Source organism: Pseudomonas sp. 210_17 TE3656 (assembly GCF_054821965.1).
In genome coordinates, this window is sequence record NZ_JBTRBC010000001.1 from 4112978 (window position 1) to 4129681 (window position 16704).

A 16704-nucleotide genomic window follows, 5' to 3' on the forward strand; every position below is an offset into this window, starting at 1 on the left:
ACGGCAAAGCTACGTACAATAGGGCGTGATGGTCTAGTAGGGAGCAAGCCTAGCAGGCAATGGTACTATGGATAACATTCGATCGTTTCTACTGGGGATGCCCAGACGTCAAAAGAGATTACTTCAGGTCTTGACTGATGTTCTCTTGGTTTGGGTTTCGCTTTGGCTGGCGTTCATTGTCCGCCTGGGTATCGATGACCTGTACGGACCGTTCAGGGAGCACACTTGGTTATTTGTTTGTGCTCCTGTGATTGCTATCCCTCTGTTCATTCGCTTGGGCCTATACCGGGCAGTCATGCGCTATTTCGGCAATGATGCCTTGGTGGCTATTGTCAAAGCAGTCAGTTTGTCTGCCTTGATTCTGGCTGTGGTGGTGTTCTGGTACAGCAATCATCAGGCTGTGGTGCCTCGTTCGATTGTCTTCAATTACTGGTGGCTGAGCCTTGTAATCATCGGCGGTTTACGCATGGGTATGCGCCAGTACTTTATGGGCGACTGGTTCTTTGGCGCAGGGCATGTCCCCTTTATCAATCGTGATGATGGCCTTACAAAGGTGGCGGTTTATGGCGCCGGTACAGCAGGAAATCAATTGGTTGCCGCTCTACGGATGGGGCGAGCGATGCGCCCTGTGGCTTTCATAGATGATGACAGCGATATTGCTGACCGGATGATCTCTGGCTTGCAAGTGTACAAACCCAGCCGCATTCAACAGATGATCAACGACACGGGCGCCCAGGAAATATTGCTGGCAATACCTTCGACAACACGAGCCCGGCGTCGTGAAATTCTCGGGTGTCTCGAGGGATTCCCATTGCACGTACGCAGTGTCCCGGCATTCATGGACCTTGCCAGTGGCCGGGTGAAGGTCGACGACATTCAGGAAGTGGATATCGCCGACTTGTTAGGGCGTGACCCTGTAGCTGCCCAAGAGGACCTGCTTCAGCATTGCATCACCAAACGTTCGGTAATGGTGACTGGGGCAGGCGGCTCGATCGGTTCGGAACTATGCCGGCAGATCATCATGTTGCGTCCTACCACGTTGCTGTTATTCGAGCACAGCGAGTTCAATCTCTACAGCATTCTCAACGAGCTCGAACAACGTATTTCGCGCGAATCCTTGCCTATACGCGTGTTGCCGATATTGGGCTCGATACGCAATCAGTCGCAGTTGCTCGACGTCATGAAAACCTGGCATGTCGATACGGTCTATCACGCGGCGGCGTATAAACATGTTCCGATGGTCGAGCACAACATCGCCGAAGGAGTGCTGAATAATGCGATCGGCACCCTCAATGCTGCTCAGGCGGCGGTGCAAGCCGGAGTGGCTAATTTCGTACTGATTTCGACTGACAAGGCAGTGCGTCCAACGAATGTAATGGGCGGTACCAAGCGATTGGCAGAAATGACCTTGCAGGCACTGAGTCGCGAGTTGGCGCCAGTGCTGTTCGGTGATGCCAGTAACGTATCGCAGGTCAATAAAACCCGTTTCACAATGGTGCGTTTTGGTAATGTGCTGGGGTCCTCTGGGTCGGTGATCCCGCTGTTCCACAAGCAGATCAAGTCTGGTGGCCCATTGACCGTTACCCACCCGAAGATTACGCGTTACTTCATGACAATCCCTGAGGCGGCCCAACTGGTGATCCAGGCAGGGTCCATGGGGTTGGGCGGTGACGTTTTCGTGCTGGATATGGGCGAGCCGGTAAGGATCGTAGAGTTGGCCGAGAAAATGATTCATTTATCCGGTTTGACCGTGCGCTCAGATAAGAACCCGCAGGGGGATATCTCCATTGAGTTCACTGGTTTGCGACCGGGCGAGAAGCTTTACGAAGAGTTGTTGATTGGCAATAGTGTAGTGGCCACCCAGCACCCAATGATCATGAGCGCCCATGAGGATCATCTGCCCTGGGATGTTCTCAAAGAAAAGCTCACTGAATTGTTAACTGCGATTACTGCCGATGATTACAGTCGTGTTCGCCAGATTTTGCGTGAAACAGTCAGTGGTTACACACCTGACGGGGAAATTGTTGACTGGATCTATCAGCAGCGCCGTTTGGATCCCTGAACGCCATTAATCTGACAAGCGGACGATATCGTCCAGATTACAAAGGCCGCACAGGAGAGCTGCCTTTGTCGGATTTGGTAATGATTCCTCCTGGCCTCTTGGTTTGACTCTCCCTCATCCCGTTCTACGTTTCAAAGGCAGCCAAGGAAAAGCTGCTATTGCAATCACCCCAGGAGTCTCAAACCATGCGCAACACTGTTCTGTCCTACCTTCTGCTCCCCCTGTTCGCCAGCGCTTCCTTTTCATTGAGTGCGGCGCCAGCCACTGAGCCCGTGACAAACCCGGTACCAGTGGTCGCCACGCAACACCCCATCGCTCGCCTGGACTTGAACACTGCCGACGCTCTATCCCTCCAAACCACCCTGGCCGGCATCGGCAAAACCAAGGCCGAAGCGATCGTCGCATACCGCGAAGAACACGGTGCCTTCACAACGGTGGATGAGCTGCTGGAGATCAAGGGCATCGGTAAGGCCCTGCTCGATCGCAACCGCGACAAGCTCACAGTCAACTAGCGCTCCCAGAAAGGCCGGTCAATGACCGGCCTTCTTGTTTCGGTATGCCTTTGGTCGGTCGAATTTGTATAAATATTACGATGGTAATATTTTGTTTTAAACAGATTCATCCTTCCCTAGGCAGTCCCAGGAGATCATCGATATGTCAGCTTCCTCGGTAACACCTACCGCGCTTGTCACTGGCGCATCTTCCGGAATCGGTGCGGTTTATGCAGAACGTCTGGCTGCTCGTGGTTACGATCTGTTGTTGGTCGCGCGGGACCAACAGCGGCTTGAAGCCTTGGCTGCTGATCTACAGGCCCGGCATGGCATCAATGTCGAGGTATTGTCGGCAGATCTTGCACAAGGGGCAGATCTGGCCCGCGTCGAACAGCGTTTACGCGATGACCAGAGCATTGGTGTATTGGTCAATAATGCCGGTATCGCCATGAATGGCAGCTTGGCCGACGCCACTGCAGCGCAGACCGATTCGTTGGTGGCGCTCAACATTGTCGCGGTAACACGTCTGGCATCGGCCGCAGCCGCCCAGTTTGGTAAAGCCGGCCGCGGCACCATCATCAACATCGCCTCGGTCGTTGCCCTGGCGCCGGAGATGTTCAACGCGGTGTACAGCGCGAGCAAGGCCTATGTATTGAGCCTGACCCAGACGCTGCAAGGTGAGTTGAAAGAGAAGAATGTACAGGTTCAGGCGGTGTTGCCGGGTGTGACCCGTACCGAAATCTGGGAGCGCTCGGGTCTGGATGTCGCGCAGATCGATCCGCAGATGGTTATGGAAGCAGGAGAGATGGTCGACGCGGCGCTGGCGGGGTTGGACAGCGGAGAGTTGGTGACCATTCCGTCGCTGCCGGATGCCGCGCACTGGCAGGCTTTTATCAAGGCACGCGATGCACTGAGGCCAAATCTGTCGCGCAGCTCTGCCGCAGCACGTTACAAGTGATGCTGTGAGCCAGCCAGATAGCAGGAGGGCTCAACGATCCTGCGCATCCTTGGCATCCATTTCAGCATTGCGTTCATGCACGCGCTTGAGCTGCTCTTCAGTCAGGGGCAGCTTTTTCGCGGTATCACGCAGCAGCATCAGGCCACCGACGATGGAGCCTATCGCGAGCACCAGAATCAACCAAGCATACCAGGGCATGTAATTCTCCTTCAGAGCGGCGAAAGATGTCGCTCCTGTTAAGTTGGAGCCAATGCATCATTCATTGGTTCAATTATAGGGGCGCCGCCGCTGGTGGGCCAATTCGCGATCATTGGCCCCCATAAACCGCGACTTCGTTTACAATGCGCGCCGTTCAAGACTTGCCAAGAGACCCGCCCATGTCCGCCTGCCAGACGCCCATCATCGTCGCCCTGGATTTCCCTACCCGTGACGCCGCCCTGAAACTGGCGGATCAGCTCGATCCGTCCCTGTGCCGGGTCAAGGTCGGCAAGGAGCTGTTCACCAGCAGCGCATCGGGCATTGTCGAAACCCTGGTCGAGAAGGGCTTCGAGGTGTTCCTCGATCTGAAATTCCACGACATTCCCAACACCACTGCCATGGCTGTTAAAGCCGCTGCGGAGATGGGCGTATGGATGGTTAACGTCCACTGCTCCGGTGGCCTGCGCATGATGTCGGCCTGCCGCGAGGTGTTGGCCAAGCGCAGTGGCCCACAACCGCTGCTGATCGGTGTGACTGTGCTGACCAGCATGGAGCGTGAAGACCTGGCCGGCATTGGCCTGGATATCGAACCGCAGGAGCAGGTGCTGCGCCTGGCGGCACTGGCCGAAAAGGCTGGCATGGACGGTCTGGTGTGCTCTGCCCTGGAAGCACCGGCGCTGAAGGCCGCGCATCCGTCGCTGCAGCTGGTTACCCCGGGTATTCGTCCGGCGGGCAGCGCCCAGGATGACCAGCGCCGTATCCTGACCCCGCGTCAGGCGCTGGACGCTGGTTCCGATTACCTGGTGATCGGTCGCCCGATCAGCCAGGCTGCCGATCCGGCGCAGGCGCTGGCCGCGGTGGTCGCTGAAATCAGAGCTTAAGTATCAGCTTGCCGAAATTTTCCCCGCTGAACAGCTTCAACAGCGTCTCGGGGAAGGTTTCCAGCCCTTCGACCACATCTTCCTTGCTCTTCAGTTTGCCGGTTGCCAGCCAGCCGGCAATTTCCTGTGCGGCCTTGCTGTAATTGGCGGCATGGTCCATCACCACGAAGCCTTCCATTCGCGCCCGGTTGACCAGCAGTGACAGGTAATTGGCCGGACCTTTGACCGCCTGCTTGTTGTTGTACTGGCTGATGGCGCCGCAGATCACCACCCGGGCCTTGAAATTCAAGCGGCTGAGCACGGCATCAAGAATGTCGCCGCCGACATTGTCGAAGTAGACGTCGACCCCTTTCGGGCATTCACGCTTGAGGCCTTCGAGGACATCCTCGGCCTTGTAGTCAATGACGCCGTCAAAGCCCAGTTCGTCTATCAGGTACTGGCATTTCTCTTTGCCCCCGGCGATCCCGACCACCCGGCAACCTTTGATCTTGGCAATCTGTCCGGCAATGCTGCCTACTGCACCGGCGGCTCCAGAGAGCACCACGGTTTCACCTTCCTTGGGAGCGCCGACGTCGAGCAGGGCGAAGTAGGCGGTCATGCCGGTCATGCCCAGGGCGGACAGGTAGCGCGGCAGCGGTGCCAGTTTCGGATCGATCTTGTAGAAGCCCTGCGGCTCGCCGACGAAGTAGTCCTGCACGCCGAGGGCACCATTGATGTGGTCGCCGACGGCGAAGCCGGGGTGTTTCGAGGCGATTACTTCGCCGACGCCCAAGGCGCGCATGACCTGGCCAAGAGCCACTGGCGGGATGTAAGACTTGCCCTCGTTCATCCAGCCGCGCATGGCCGGGTCCAGGGACAGGTAGAGGTTTTTCACCTGTACCTGGCCTTCGCCGGGTTCTCCGAGTGGTATCTGTTCGAAGTTGAAGTCGTCACGGCTGACTGCCCCGATCGGGCGTTTGGCGAGCAGGAAGCGGCGGTTGGTCTGGGCGGTCATGACAGGGCTCTCGCATGAAGGGCAAAGTGTGTTGATAGACCCTCACAGGCATTCCGGCAAGGTTTACCCGCTTGGCGAATGCATCACGATCCACTCGCGTGATTCAGCATTATTCAGATAATCACCCGAACCGATATCGCTTCAACCGGCACCCTGATGATGCTGCCAATCCGTGCTGCCGGCCGCCTAGACTCCAGGCACTGACCTCACTTTGTTGCAGGAGCTAGCGATGAGCATGACTTTTTCCGGCCAGGTTGCCCTGGTCACTGGCGGCGCGGCGGGTATCGGCCGGGCGACGGCCTTGGCATTTGCCGCCGAAGGTTTGAAGGTGGTGGTTGCCGATCTGGACGCTGCAGGCGGCCAGGGGACGGTCGATCTGATCCGCGCCGCAGGGGGAGAGGCGCTGTTCGTAACTTGTAACGTTACCCGCGAAGCCGATGTGCAGCAGCTGCTCGCTTGCACTGTCGAGGCTTATGGGCGTCTCGACTATGCCTTCAACAATGCCGGCATCGAAATCGAGCAAGGCCGCTTGGCCGAAGGCAGCGAAGCCGAGTTCGACGCAATCATGGGCGTCAACGTCAAGGGTGTGTGGTTGTGCATGAAGTACCAGCTACCGCTGTTGCTGGCCCAGGGCGGCGGTGCGATTGTCAACACCGCGTCGGTGGCCGGGCTCGGCGCGGCGCCGAAAATGAGTATCTACAGCGCCTCCAAGCATGCAGTGATCGGTCTGACCAAGTCGGCGGCGATCGAATACGCCAAGAAGAAAATCCGCGTCAACGCGGTCTGCCCGGCGGTGATCGATACCGATATGTTCCGCCGTGCCTATGAGGCCGATCCGCGCAAGGCCGAGTTTGCTGCAGCCATGCACCCCGTAGGGCGTATCGGCAAGGTCGAAGAGATCGCCAGCGCTGTGCTGTACCTGTGCAGTGATGGCGCCGCGTTCACCACCGGCCATGCCTTGGCAGTGGATGGTGGGGCGACTGCGATCTGACGTGCTAGCCTGCTTTTAGCTGGCCGGTGAGAAACACCGTACGTCGGTCTTTGCGGCCGACGTGTTGATGTTTGCTGAGCTCATAGCAGGGTGTGAAGCGCTCTCGGTCGATATCGGGATAATCAGCCAGCGCAGCATTGACCAGTTCGTCGTAGCGGGCCTCGGTGATAAAGCGATAGATCTCGCGGAAGTAGAAGAAGCCGAACTGAAAGCCGAGGGTCTCGCTGAGGAATTTGGTTGGCCGACAGAAACAGTTCTCCAGGTCGATGGCCTGGGCCGGTGCCGACAGTTTGTCGGGCAACATCACATTGGCAGCCCACAGGTCCATATGGCTGACACCTTGCTGGTGCAGTGAGTGCAGCAGTTCGAAGGCGCTGACAATCAACGTTTCAACCTGCTTCGGGTTGGCGCTGACCCACTTCCAGCCATCGGTATGACCCGCCAGCAAGCCCGTGATAATGATGAAGTCATCCATCAGGCCAAGACGGTCCCTGGAGTAACCAAAGCCAATCAGCGGCGCAACCCGGGCGCCGCGTTTGTGCGCTTCGGCGGTATTGACCAGCTCTTCGATCACCCAGTCATTCAGGCCTTGGCGTTTGCTGCCACCAAAGGCCACCCGCAGCTTTTTTTTCAGCGAGTCCAGGGGCTGGCGTTTGGTGAACAGCGCGCTTCGGCTACAGTCCAGCGGCGCGCTGATGCGCTTGGTCGAGCCCTGCTGTTCTACCAGACGCTGCAACGCATGAGCGGTGAAGGTGGCGGGAGGTGCTTTGAAGTGTAGTGTGGAACGACGGTGGTTGAGTGTGTAGGAAAACTCATCCACCAAATCCTTGCATCCGCGTGTCACTGCTACACATTCCTATGTCAAAATGCCATCATCGGCTAAGTGTAACATTTCCTACAAATTTTACATTTTTTTCACGTTTTGTTCACCGTTGTAAGTGCCTGGTTTTTCACTGGGCGGATGGGTGACTTTGCAGGCGTGGGGAGTGCCAAAACAGGCGAGCAGCGACCACTAGGCAACCAATCAGCAAGCCGGCGCCAAATGCCAACAGGGCAACCCTGGAACCCAGACGGTCAGCCAATAGCCCGGTAAAGATCACCGGCAAGCTGAAGCCCAGGTAAGCAAGAAGAAAGAAGCCTGCGCTGGCGCGAGTTTTTTCGGCACCTGCCAGCATGTTTACCGCTGACAATCCACCCAGATAGACAAAGCCATAGCAGGCACTGCTGGTGGCCACCGTGCCGAGCAGCACGGCGATCAGTTGACCGCGATCGGCACCCCAGGCCAGCAACGCATAGCTGCAGGGCAATACCATCAAGCCGAGCAAGGTCGCTTTGCCAGGCGCCATCCGCCGGGCCAGCGGCTGGAACAACAGGCCGCAGCTGATCACACAGAAGGTTGAGAAGCCCGACCAATTGGCCAGGCCGTGTTGCTTGAGGATCGACGGTAGCAAGGCGATGACCAGACCGACGCAGGCCCACGCCAGCAGAATCGCCAGTCCATAAGGCAGGCTGCCTGCGGGGTAGCAGGGCAGGCGTAGCCACGCGCCCCGGGCATCGCGACGTTGATCGGGAAGACGCCACACCGCCAGCAAGGCCAGGCCGGCCAGCAGTAGATGCAAGTAGAAGCTTTCAGGTGCCAGGCTCGGCCCACGCAACAGGAACAGGCTGGTCAACGCAGCGCCAAGGCCAAAGCCCAGTGAGGTACTGGCAGTGACCCACGTGGCCGCACGCTGATGGTCGCCGTTGTGCATCAGTTCACTCATGTAGGCGGTGCCCGTCGCCGAGGCCAGCGCTGTGCCGACGCCCAGTAGCAAGCGTGCCAGCCCCAGTGCTTCCAGGGTTGGCGCCAGCAGCATCAGCAGGGTGGCCAGCATCGACAAGCCCAGGGCAATGATGATCAGGGGCCGCCGCCCGATCCGGTCCGCCAGGCCACCGAGCAGCAACAGGACCGGCACCACGCCGACGACATACGCTGAAAAAGCCACCGCCGTGGCTGCGGCACCAGTTCCGGAACGTTCGGCATAGGCAGTGTAGAGCGGAGCCTGCAGGTTGACCGCAAAGGTGATCAGGCACAGGGCAAAGGCCAGCAGGGCAGGGGGACGCTGGGTAGGCATAGAGAGCTCCTTGTCGATGCCGAGACTATCCGGTGCTGACCAAGGGCACTCAAGGCACACTGGCCGAGGATTTGTGATTAACTGTTCGGACAAAACTACCGAACACTTTGCCCATGAACCTGACACTTCACCGTCAATCTTCCACACCACTGGTCCAGCAGGTCACGGATCAGTTGCAGGGCTGGATCGAACAGCAGCGCCTGCGTCCCGGCAGCCGCCTGCCATCGATTCGCCAGTTGGCGCGCGAGCAGGGCATCAGCCAGTCCTGTGTGATCGAAGCCTATGACCGGCTGGTGGCAATGGGATTGCTGGAGGCTCGGCATGGTGCCGGCTTTTTTGTCGCTGAACAGCGGCTAAGTGCTCCGCTGGTTGATCAACCATTTCGCGATGAAACCTTTGCCAATCGCTGGCAACAATTCAGCGATGCCCCGGTCGACCTGCTCAATCTGTGTTGTGGCTGGGTGCCGTCCAGCTGGCGCGCCACCGAAGCGATCGCCCAGGCTGTGCGTCACGTCAGCCGTGGGCCGGTGGAAGATTTGCTCGACTACTGTCCACCGTTGGGGCTGGCCAATTTGCGTGCTCAACTACACAAGGTCCTGGGGCTGATCGGTATCCAGGTCAGCCCCCAGCAGATCCTTACGACCCAGGGTGCCAGCCATGCTCTCGACCTGTTGGTGCGAACCCTGCTCAAGCCTGGCGACAAGGTCGTGGTGGAAAGTCCGGGGTACTACAACCTGTACAACCTGCTGCGCCAGCATCAGATCGAGATGCTGCTGGTGCCGCGTACCGCCGCAGGCCCGGACCTGCAAGTACTGGAAGACCTGCTCAAGCGCCATCGGCCGCGTTGCCTGTACATCAACAGTCTGTATCACAACCCCACCGGCAGCAGCCTGACCCCAAAGGTGGCTTACCGCTTGCTGGAGCTCGCTCGTGAGCATGATGTACAGATCATCGAAGACGATATCTATGCCGACTTCCAGGACGGTGCGGTAACGCGTCTGGCCACCCTGGACGCCGAGCAGCGGGTAATTTACCTCGCGAGCTTTTCCAAGACCCTGAGCAGCTCGTTACGCGTCGGTTACCTGGTGGCGGAACCTGCACTGGTCGCCCGCCTGGCTGAGCTGAAGATGGTTGCCGGGCTTGGTACTTGCCGCTTCAGCGAGCAGGTGGTGGCACAGATGCTCGCCAGTGGTTCGTACCGCAAAAGCGTGGCGCGCCTGCGTCCGCGGCTGGCGCAGCACATGGCCAAGGCGCTGGGGCAGCTGGAAGCCAGCGGCTGGCAGGTATTTACCGAGCCTTATGGCGGGATGTTTGTCTGGGCGCGTTGCCCTGGTTGGGATTTCGCCGCACTCAATCGAGAAGCATTGGCTTGTTCGGTGCTGCTGGCGCCGGGCAGTGCATTTGATCCGCAGGGGGCAGCCAGTGACTGGTTGCGGATCAATGTCGCCTATGTTCAGGACCAGCGCGCCCAGGCGTTCCTGCAGCGCACCGAGCGGCCCCAAAGGCAGAGTTAGCCGTTCTTGCGCCAGTTGAGAATCATCAGCGTCAACACCCCGGCGACGATCCCCCAGAACGCTGAGCCGATCGAGAACAGGGTAAAGCCCGACGCGGTGACCATGAAGGTGATCAATGCCGCTTCGCGCTCTTTGGCTTCATTCATGGCAACCGTCAGGCCGTTCATGATCGAACCGAACAGTGCCAGGGCAGCAATCGACAGCACCAGCTCTTTCGGCAAGGCAGCGAAGAGGGCGGCCAGGGTGGCGCCGAAAACGCCGGCGATGCCATAGAAAATCCCGCACCAGACCGCTGCTGTATAGCGTTTGTTCGGGTCTTCATGGGCGTGCGGTCCGGTACAGATCGCCGCGCTGATCGCCGCCAGGTTGATGCCATGGGAGCCGAAGGGCGCCAATACCAGCGAGGCCAGGCCGGTCACCGAGATCAGGGGTGAGGCCGGCACCTGATAACCGTCGGCCCGCAACACGGCAACGCCCGGCATGTTCTGGGAGGTCATGGCGACCACGAACAGTGGAATGCCGATGCTGATGGTGGCAGCCAGGGAGAAGCTTGGGGTGGTCCACACCGGGGTTGCCACCTCCAGGCTGAAACCACTGAAATCCAGCAGGCCCATGGCACCGGACAAGGCGGTGCCCACCAGCAATGCGGCGAGCACGGCATAACGTGGCGACAGGCGCTTGATAATCAGGTAACTGAAGAACATCCCCAGCACCAGCGCGGTGCGGTGCTGGGCGGCAATGAAGATTTCGCTGCCGATCTTGAACAGGATACCGGCCAGCAACGCCGATGCCAGTGAGGCTGGAATGCGTTTGACCAGGCGTTCGAAACTGCCGGTCAGGCCGCAGATCACCACCAGCACGGCGCAGGTGATGTAGGCGCCGATGGCTTCACCATAGCTGACGCCGCCAAGGCTGGTGATCAACAGCGCCGCCCCCGGGGTCGACCAGGCCACAGTCACCGGTGTGCGATAGCGTAATGACAGGCCGATGCTGCACACTGCCATGCCGATCGACAGGGCCCAGATCCACGATGAGATTTGCGCGCTGGTCAAGCCGGCCGCCTGGCCGGCCTGGAACATCAGCACCAGGGAGCTGGTGTAGCCGGTCAGCATGGCAATAAAGCCTGCGACCACGGCCGAAGGGGAGGAGTCAGCCAAAGGGCGCAGTTGCGCGGAAGTGGCATCGGGCATGGGGCAATCCTTGTTCTAGGTGTAAGCAGATTTTGCAGACTAACGCGCAGGCTTGCCTTTCTTGCCATACAGCAGGCATTGCATTTAGCCGTACAGTCGCCAACTATGGGGGCGGGTACGATTCAGCCATTGAGTGGGGGGAGAGATGTACAAGGTTTACGGTGATTACCAGTCGGGTAACTGCTACAAGGTCAAGCTGATGCTGCACTTGCTTGGTCTGCCTTATGAATGGCATTCGGTGGATATCCTCAAGGGCGAGACGGAAACCCCGGCGTTTCTGGCTATGAACCCCAATGGCAAGGTGCCAGTGCTGGAGCTTGAAGACGGCACCTACCTGTGGGAATCCAACGCGATCCTGAACTTTCTCGCCGATGGCACCGAATTCCTGCCCAGCGAGCCGCGCTTGCGCACCCAGGTGCTGCAGTGGCAGTTCTTCGAACAATACAGCCATGAGCCGTACATAGCCGTGGCGCGCTTCATCCAGTTTTATCTGGGCCTGCCGCAAGAGCGCCTGGAGGAATACAAGACCCTGCACAAAGGCGGCTACAAGGCTTTGCGGGTGATGGAGAAGCAGCTGCAGCTAACGCCTTATCTGGTCGGCGACCGCTACTCGATTGCCGATGTTGCGCTGTACGCCTACACCCATGTCGCCCAGCAGGGTGGTTTTGACCTGGACGCCTATCCGGGCATTCAGGCATGGCTGGATCGGGTCGCCAGCCATCCCCGTCATGTGACCATGATCGGCTGAGCGATCAGGCGGCAAAACGCTTGTTGAGGTAATCGATGATCACCTTGGATTCGTACATCCAGGTGGTCTTGCCGTCTTCTTCAATACGCAGGCACGGCACTTTGATCTTGCCACCTTCATTGAGCAGTGCCTGGCGATCCTGTTCGTTATTCTTCGCATCGCGCAGGGTCACTGGCACGTTCAGACGGTGCAGGGTGCGGCGGGTTTTCACGCAGAACGGGCAGGCGTGGAACTGGTACAGGCTCAAGCCCTTGGCCTGTTGCTCGACCAGCGCCTGGGTGGCCGGTTCGCGTTTGAGTTTGGCCGGGCGGCTGATCCAGTCACCGAAGACAATCAACTGACCTAAGCCGACACGCAGTGCTTTGACGATCATGGCAACTCCTAAGAATAAAAAAAGCCGACCACGGAAGGTCGGCTTGCAGTCAGGCCCGATTACTTGATCAGGCTGAGAAACTCGCTGCGGGTCGCGGCATTTTCACGGAATTCGCCGAGCATCACCGAGGTGATCATGGTCGAGTTCTGTTTTTCCACACCGCGCATCATCATGCACATGTGCTTGGCTTCGATGACCACCGCCACGCCCAGGGCGCCGGTGACCTTCTGGATCGCCTCGGCCACCTGGCGGCTGAGGTTTTCCTGGATCTGCAGGCGACGTGCGTACATGTCGACGATCCGCGCAACCTTGGACAGGCCCAGGACCTTGCCATCGGGGATGTAGGCGACGTGAGCCTTGCCGATGAACGGCAGCATATGGTGTTCGCACAGCGAGTACAGCTCGATGTCCTTGACCAGGACCATTTCGCTGTTATCGGAGCTGAACAGTGCGCCGTTGGTCACTTCTTCCAGGGTTTGTTCATAACCGCGGCAAAGGTACTGCATGGCCTTCGCAGCCCGCTTGGGCGTGTCGAGCAGGCCCTCGCGGGAGACGTCCTCGCCGAGCTGGCCGAGGATAGCGGTGTAGTTCTGTTCCAGTGTCACAGGGGCTGATTCCATAAGGGTTTCAGAGGGGTACTGTTTCAGTCTGTACCGATTTTGTACCAATCAGCTTGCTTTCAAGCTTTCCCGAGCTCGCTCCAGTCTGTACTGGAGTTGATCCATCGGGCGTAGGTCGGCAAGAGCATCTGCACGCTATGACCCAACTGATTGGCTATAAACGCAGGGTTCATACCCGCCATGAGGCACATAGTAGCGTATGTATGTCGGCAGTTGTATGGCCGACGAGCGCGAATGTTCAGTTCCCCCGGCGCGACCAGGGAGTGTTTCTAGGTCACGCTGGCCTGCTGGATGCACTCAAAATTCCTGGTCGGTGGGAGCGCGAAGGCTGACTGAGGGGCTTTCTGCGGCCCGGTCGGTTGCGTTGGCAGACCACCTTTTCGGCTTCTTCAATGGCGTGCAAGGCTGGGCTGTTGTGGGCCACTTGCCGGGCCTCCTTGGTCTTGGTGCGCTCCTCGACCTGGTAATCCACCACCATGCGACTGACGTCGTCCACGCGCTTGGCCTGGTCGACCACCTCTCAGCGGAGTACCGCAATCCTGCTCGGGCGCATGCCAGTATAAAAGGCGAACTCAAAGTATGCGGCATAGCTGTGGCAGGCGGCGCAGGGGCGTACGTGTTTAGTCGTTTCACCTTGGGTTTCTCTGGGGTGGATATCACGCTGATGTTTAACTCGGAGATGATTTTGGTTGGTGTTAAGGAAGTTATTCATCAGCCTTCGGAAGGGGGAACTGCAATGCCAGATGAGTGCGGAGTGACTTGTTCTGGAAGAAGCGAACTTGGCGACCAGCGGTATGGTGAATACCTTTGTCGCAGGCCTACTCAGCGAGCAATACGCAGCGTACAAGCTGAGCCTGAACAAAATCCATAAACAAGCCGGATTTCCGCAATCCATCAATTGGCCTGACCACCCACAAGCGCATTGATTTCGATCCAGTTGCTGCGTCTTTCAAAGCGCTCGTTCGCTGTCGGCATGAATCGTGCCGACAGCTTAAGTGTCGGCGCTTTGTATCGCGTTATGTTTATCAGTATGACGCATTGGTCTGTATGGTGCGGGCTGGCCTTGGTCGCATAAATCTTAACTCTATATAGCGATACGAAAGAAAGCCGAGTATTGCTGTCGCCAGTAGTGAGGCCGAAAATGAAATAATTAGTTGATCTGTAGGGGAGCCGATGTGCTCTCTGGCTGAGATTGCAATCATTGGGTATAGCGGCAAGTGCCAGATGTACAAGCTGTAGCTTGAGCGGCCGACTGCTGAAAATGGTTTGCTTTCAAGTGTTCGTATTATTGCCGACGATTGACTTGAGTTTATTATGGAATAAATAATCATGGCTACCGACACGGCTATTGCTGTGTAGCCGTAGACCTGAACCCAGGTAATGGCTTTAAATTGCAGGTCGCTTTCCGCTATCCTGTATAAAACCCACAATAAAACTAAGAGTCCTGTCAGCCCGATGAGACGTGGGAGCTTTGATCCTTTGTATTCATTCATGGTTGCCAGGAAAACACCACAGGCCAGCGCGTCACCTCTGCATGTCGTGAACGCGTATATGGCATTGTCGAAATTTTCATGCCCTATATAGATAAGGATTACTCTCGATACGATAGCTATGATGATTGCAAGAATCGCAATTTTGCGAACGGACCTTATTAGGATCATTGCAATGGGGAAGGTTATGTAGAAGTGCCACTCTACTGCCAGCGACCAAAAGTGAACCAGCGTGAAGCCTGGTCCGCCCAGCGGTGATCGCTCACCCCAGATTGTTGGTATGTTTGATGATAGAGTCCATATCGAATACTGGTTCTCTACTATTTTGCTTTCTGGATAGAAGGCTAACGACAGGCCTAAGAATATTGCAGCGCATGCGGTATACGCTGGCATTAGTCTGAGAAATCTCTTTTTTATGAACTTTGCATAATCGGCTGTTGAGCTTATTGGGTTTTTGATTAGTATTGTTGCTATTAGGTAGCCGGATATAACAAAGAAAATATCAACCCCTATCCAGCCAATGGAAAGAATTTTCCCTAAGGACTTTCCGATAAGCCCGGACGAACTAAATACGTCCGGGAAAAACGATGCGTAGTGAAAGAGTATAACAAGCGCTACGGATATTGCTCTTACGCCATCTAGGCCGGGTATGTAGTTTATTTTTTTGGATTCCCAAGAACTCTCACTACTCGTGCCCATGGACTGCATTCTCAGATTCAGATAATCAAAACAGAGATTCTATCTAAAACCCGCCACTGAGCGGGTTTATTTTTGCCTGGAGACAAGCAATGTCCATCATCGCGCAGCAGTTGCTGCAGATCCTCCGAAACGCCGGTCGCCAAACCGGCGCTTTTGTTCCTGCTCCGAATGCCAGCATGGGTAAGCACGCCATCATCACCCGCTTGCGCATCGCCGCCTTCATCGCGCAGATCGGTCACGAATCAGGGCAGCTCCGCTATGTCCACGAGCTGGGTGGCGATGCCTGCTTGGCAAAGTACGGCACCGGTAAGCTTGCCCAGTGCTACCCCGCCGAAATCGCGGTGTAGTTCTGGTCCGGGGACATGGATCTACCTGTGGGATTTATCGCAAACGCCAAGGGCAGGCGGCTGTGGCGGCGCTGCAAGTACGGCGTTACTCGTCACGGCCTTCGAGCATGGTTCGTTTGAGCATCACGTACACTGCACCGGTGCCGCCATGACGGGCCTGGCACGAGGTAAACCCCAGTACCTGCGGGTGTTGGCGCAGCCAGGTGTTGACGTGACTCTTGATCATCGGCTTCTTGCCATCCAGGCGTACGGCCTTGCCATGGGTGACGCGCACGCAGCGTACTTCGAAGCGGGTAGCCTCGGCGAGGAACGCCCAGAGGGTTTCGCGGGCTTTTTCCACGTTCATGCCGTGCAGGTCAAGGCTGCCTTCGAAACCGATCTGGCCGAGCTTGAGTTTGCGCATCTGGCTTTCCTGGACGCCGTCACGGCTCCAGTGCAGGTCGTCTTCGGGCCCCACATCGATGACAAACTGGTCCGACAAGCCATCGACCACATTCTGGTCGCTGCGTACCGTCGCGGCCTGACGCAGGCCGGCCAGTTGCTTGCGGTCGGCCTTGGGTTTGCCGACTTCGGCGCGATCATGTTTGATCGGCTTGACGCCGCGCATCTCGCTTTTGAACAGGGAAAAATCGTTGTCTTGCATGTAAGCCTCCGCCTGGGCGGCGTAGTTTACGCGACTCCCCCGCAGGTTGCAGTCAATCGTGCTTTTTCATCAGGTGCGGCGACAGGTTCAGCTCACGGCTGCGGCGCAGGCGCAGACGGCTGCGGCGCCAGAACCAGATACCCAGGTACAGCAGCACCAGGCCGCCTGCGAGTACGACTGCGGCACCCGCGCGGTTGGCGTTGAGCTCGGCCAGTGCTTCAAGGTTGCCGAGCAGGCTGGCGGCGCCGGCCATGACCAGCAGCACGCCAAGGGTCGCCAGCAGCGCCGAAAAGGCAGCTGCCAGGCGTGCGCCCCAATTGCGTGGCTCACGCTGGCGCAAGCGCTTGGCATCGAAACCGTCGGACAACTTCATGCCGATTTCCTCTGTGGA

General features: G+C 57.7%; 18 protein-coding genes and 1 pseudogene. 9 read left to right on the plus strand and 10 right to left on the minus strand.

Annotated elements, in window-relative coordinates; genetic code table 11:
• Positions 1–67 precede the first annotated feature (67 nt).
• The 3 genes from ACVI9W_RS19275 to ACVI9W_RS19285 all read left to right on the plus strand — a co-directional run bounded on the left by ACVI9W_RS19275 (position 68) and on the right by ACVI9W_RS19285 (position 3511).
• Positions 68–2062, plus strand: coding sequence for a polysaccharide biosynthesis protein (locus tag ACVI9W_RS19275; RefSeq protein ID WP_461530857.1), 1995 nt, complete (start codon positions 68–70; stop codon positions 2060–2062).
• A gap of 185 nt (positions 2063–2247) precedes the next feature.
• Complete coding sequence (locus tag ACVI9W_RS19280; protein ID WP_461530858.1) at positions 2248–2574, plus strand: ComEA family DNA-binding protein; 327 nt, start codon at positions 2248–2250, stop codon at positions 2572–2574.
• A gap of 142 nt (positions 2575–2716) precedes the next feature.
• Entirely contained in the window at positions 2717–3511 is a 795-nt protein-coding gene (locus ACVI9W_RS19285) for an SDR family NAD(P)-dependent oxidoreductase (protein ID WP_461530859.1), read from the plus strand.
• Positions 3512–3541: 30 nt separating this feature from the next.
• Here ACVI9W_RS19285 and ACVI9W_RS19290 read toward each other — a convergent pair whose 3' ends face one another.
• Positions 3542–3709, minus strand: a complete 168-nt coding sequence (locus ACVI9W_RS19290) for a DUF2897 family protein (protein ID WP_010224101.1) — start codon at positions 3707–3709, stop codon at positions 3542–3544.
• A 179-nt stretch (positions 3710–3888) separates the two neighbouring features.
• Here ACVI9W_RS19290 and pyrF point away from each other — a divergent pair, with 179 nt between their 5' ends.
• Complete coding sequence (pyrF, locus tag ACVI9W_RS19295; RefSeq protein WP_038608358.1) at positions 3889–4590, plus strand: orotidine-5'-phosphate decarboxylase; 702 nt, start codon at positions 3889–3891, stop codon at positions 4588–4590.
• Here pyrF and ACVI9W_RS19300 read toward each other — a convergent pair.
• Positions 4580–5584, minus strand: coding sequence for an NADP-dependent oxidoreductase (locus tag ACVI9W_RS19300; RefSeq protein ID WP_461530860.1), 1005 nt, complete (start codon positions 5582–5584; stop codon positions 4580–4582). The genes pyrF and ACVI9W_RS19300 overlap by 11 nt on opposite strands.
• Positions 5585–5813: 229 nt before the next feature.
• Between ACVI9W_RS19300 and ACVI9W_RS19305 the strand changes: the two genes are divergently transcribed.
• Complete coding sequence (locus tag ACVI9W_RS19305) at positions 5814–6575, plus strand: SDR family oxidoreductase (RefSeq protein WP_038608364.1); 762 nt, start codon at positions 5814–5816, stop codon at positions 6573–6575.
• A 4-nt stretch (positions 6576–6579) separates the two neighbouring features.
• On the opposite strand, the gene ACVI9W_RS19310 is transcribed toward ACVI9W_RS19305, so the two are convergent.
• Positions 6580–7419: a lipopolysaccharide kinase InaA family protein gene (locus ACVI9W_RS19310; protein WP_461530861.1), complete on the minus strand. Its 840-nt coding sequence runs from the start codon at positions 7417–7419 to the stop codon at positions 6580–6582.
• Positions 7420–7525: 106 nt separating this feature from the next.
• Entirely contained in the window at positions 7526–8689 is a 1164-nt protein-coding gene (locus tag ACVI9W_RS19315; protein WP_461530862.1) for an MFS transporter, read from the minus strand.
• Positions 8690–8802: 113 nt separating this feature from the next.
• On the opposite strand from ACVI9W_RS19315, the gene ACVI9W_RS19320 reads away from it, so the two are divergent.
• Positions 8803–10203 (plus strand): aminotransferase-like domain-containing protein, encoded by a 1401-nt coding sequence (locus ACVI9W_RS19320; protein ID WP_461530863.1) that lies wholly within the window; start codon positions 8803–8805, stop codon positions 10201–10203.
• Here ACVI9W_RS19320 and ACVI9W_RS19325 read toward each other — a convergent pair.
• Positions 10200–11393 (minus strand): benzoate/H(+) symporter BenE family transporter, encoded by a 1194-nt coding sequence (locus ACVI9W_RS19325; RefSeq protein WP_461530864.1) that lies wholly within the window; start codon positions 11391–11393, stop codon positions 10200–10202. The genes ACVI9W_RS19320 and ACVI9W_RS19325 overlap by 4 nt on opposite strands.
• 145 nt (positions 11394–11538) lie before the next feature.
• On the opposite strand from ACVI9W_RS19325, the gene ACVI9W_RS19330 reads away from it, so the two are divergent.
• Entirely contained in the window at positions 11539–12141 is a 603-nt protein-coding gene (locus tag ACVI9W_RS19330; RefSeq protein WP_038608379.1) for a glutathione S-transferase family protein, read from the plus strand.
• Positions 12142–12145: 4 nt separating this feature from the next.
• On the opposite strand, the gene ACVI9W_RS19335 is transcribed toward ACVI9W_RS19330, so the two are convergent.
• On the minus strand, positions 12146–12514 hold the full coding sequence (locus ACVI9W_RS19335) for a glutathione S-transferase N-terminal domain-containing protein (RefSeq protein WP_461530865.1): 369 nt from the start codon (positions 12512–12514) through the stop codon (positions 12146–12148).
• 59 nt (positions 12515–12573) lie between these two features.
• A complete protein-coding gene (gene folE, locus ACVI9W_RS19340; protein WP_400173584.1) occupies positions 12574–13119 on the minus strand; it encodes a GTP cyclohydrolase I FolE in 546 nt (181 codons plus the stop codon).
• A 379-nt stretch (positions 13120–13498) separates the two neighbouring features.
• On the opposite strand from folE, the gene ACVI9W_RS19345 reads away from it, so the two are divergent.
• Entirely contained in the window at positions 13499–14005 is a 507-nt protein-coding gene (locus ACVI9W_RS19345) for a hypothetical protein (protein WP_461530866.1), read from the plus strand.
• A 154-nt stretch (positions 14006–14159) separates the two neighbouring features.
• On the opposite strand, the gene ACVI9W_RS19350 is transcribed toward ACVI9W_RS19345, so the two are convergent.
• Positions 14160–15323, minus strand: coding sequence for an acyltransferase family protein (locus ACVI9W_RS19350; protein WP_461530867.1), 1164 nt, complete (start codon positions 15321–15323; stop codon positions 14160–14162).
• Positions 15324–15412: 89 nt separating this feature from the next.
• Between ACVI9W_RS19350 and ACVI9W_RS19355 the strand changes: the two are divergent.
• Positions 15413–15643 (plus strand): annotated as a pseudogene (locus ACVI9W_RS19355) (glycoside hydrolase family 19 protein); the annotation flags it as partial.
• A 112-nt stretch (positions 15644–15755) separates the two neighbouring features.
• Here ACVI9W_RS19355 and ACVI9W_RS19360 read toward each other — a convergent pair.
• On the minus strand, positions 15756–16313 hold the full coding sequence (locus tag ACVI9W_RS19360; protein WP_461530868.1) for a Smr/MutS family protein: 558 nt from the start codon (positions 16311–16313) through the stop codon (positions 15756–15758).
• Between the two features lie 52 nt (positions 16314–16365).
• Positions 16366–16686, minus strand: coding sequence for a hypothetical protein (locus tag ACVI9W_RS19365; protein ID WP_038608388.1), 321 nt, complete (start codon positions 16684–16686; stop codon positions 16366–16368).
• Positions 16687–16704: the final 18 nt, after the last annotated feature.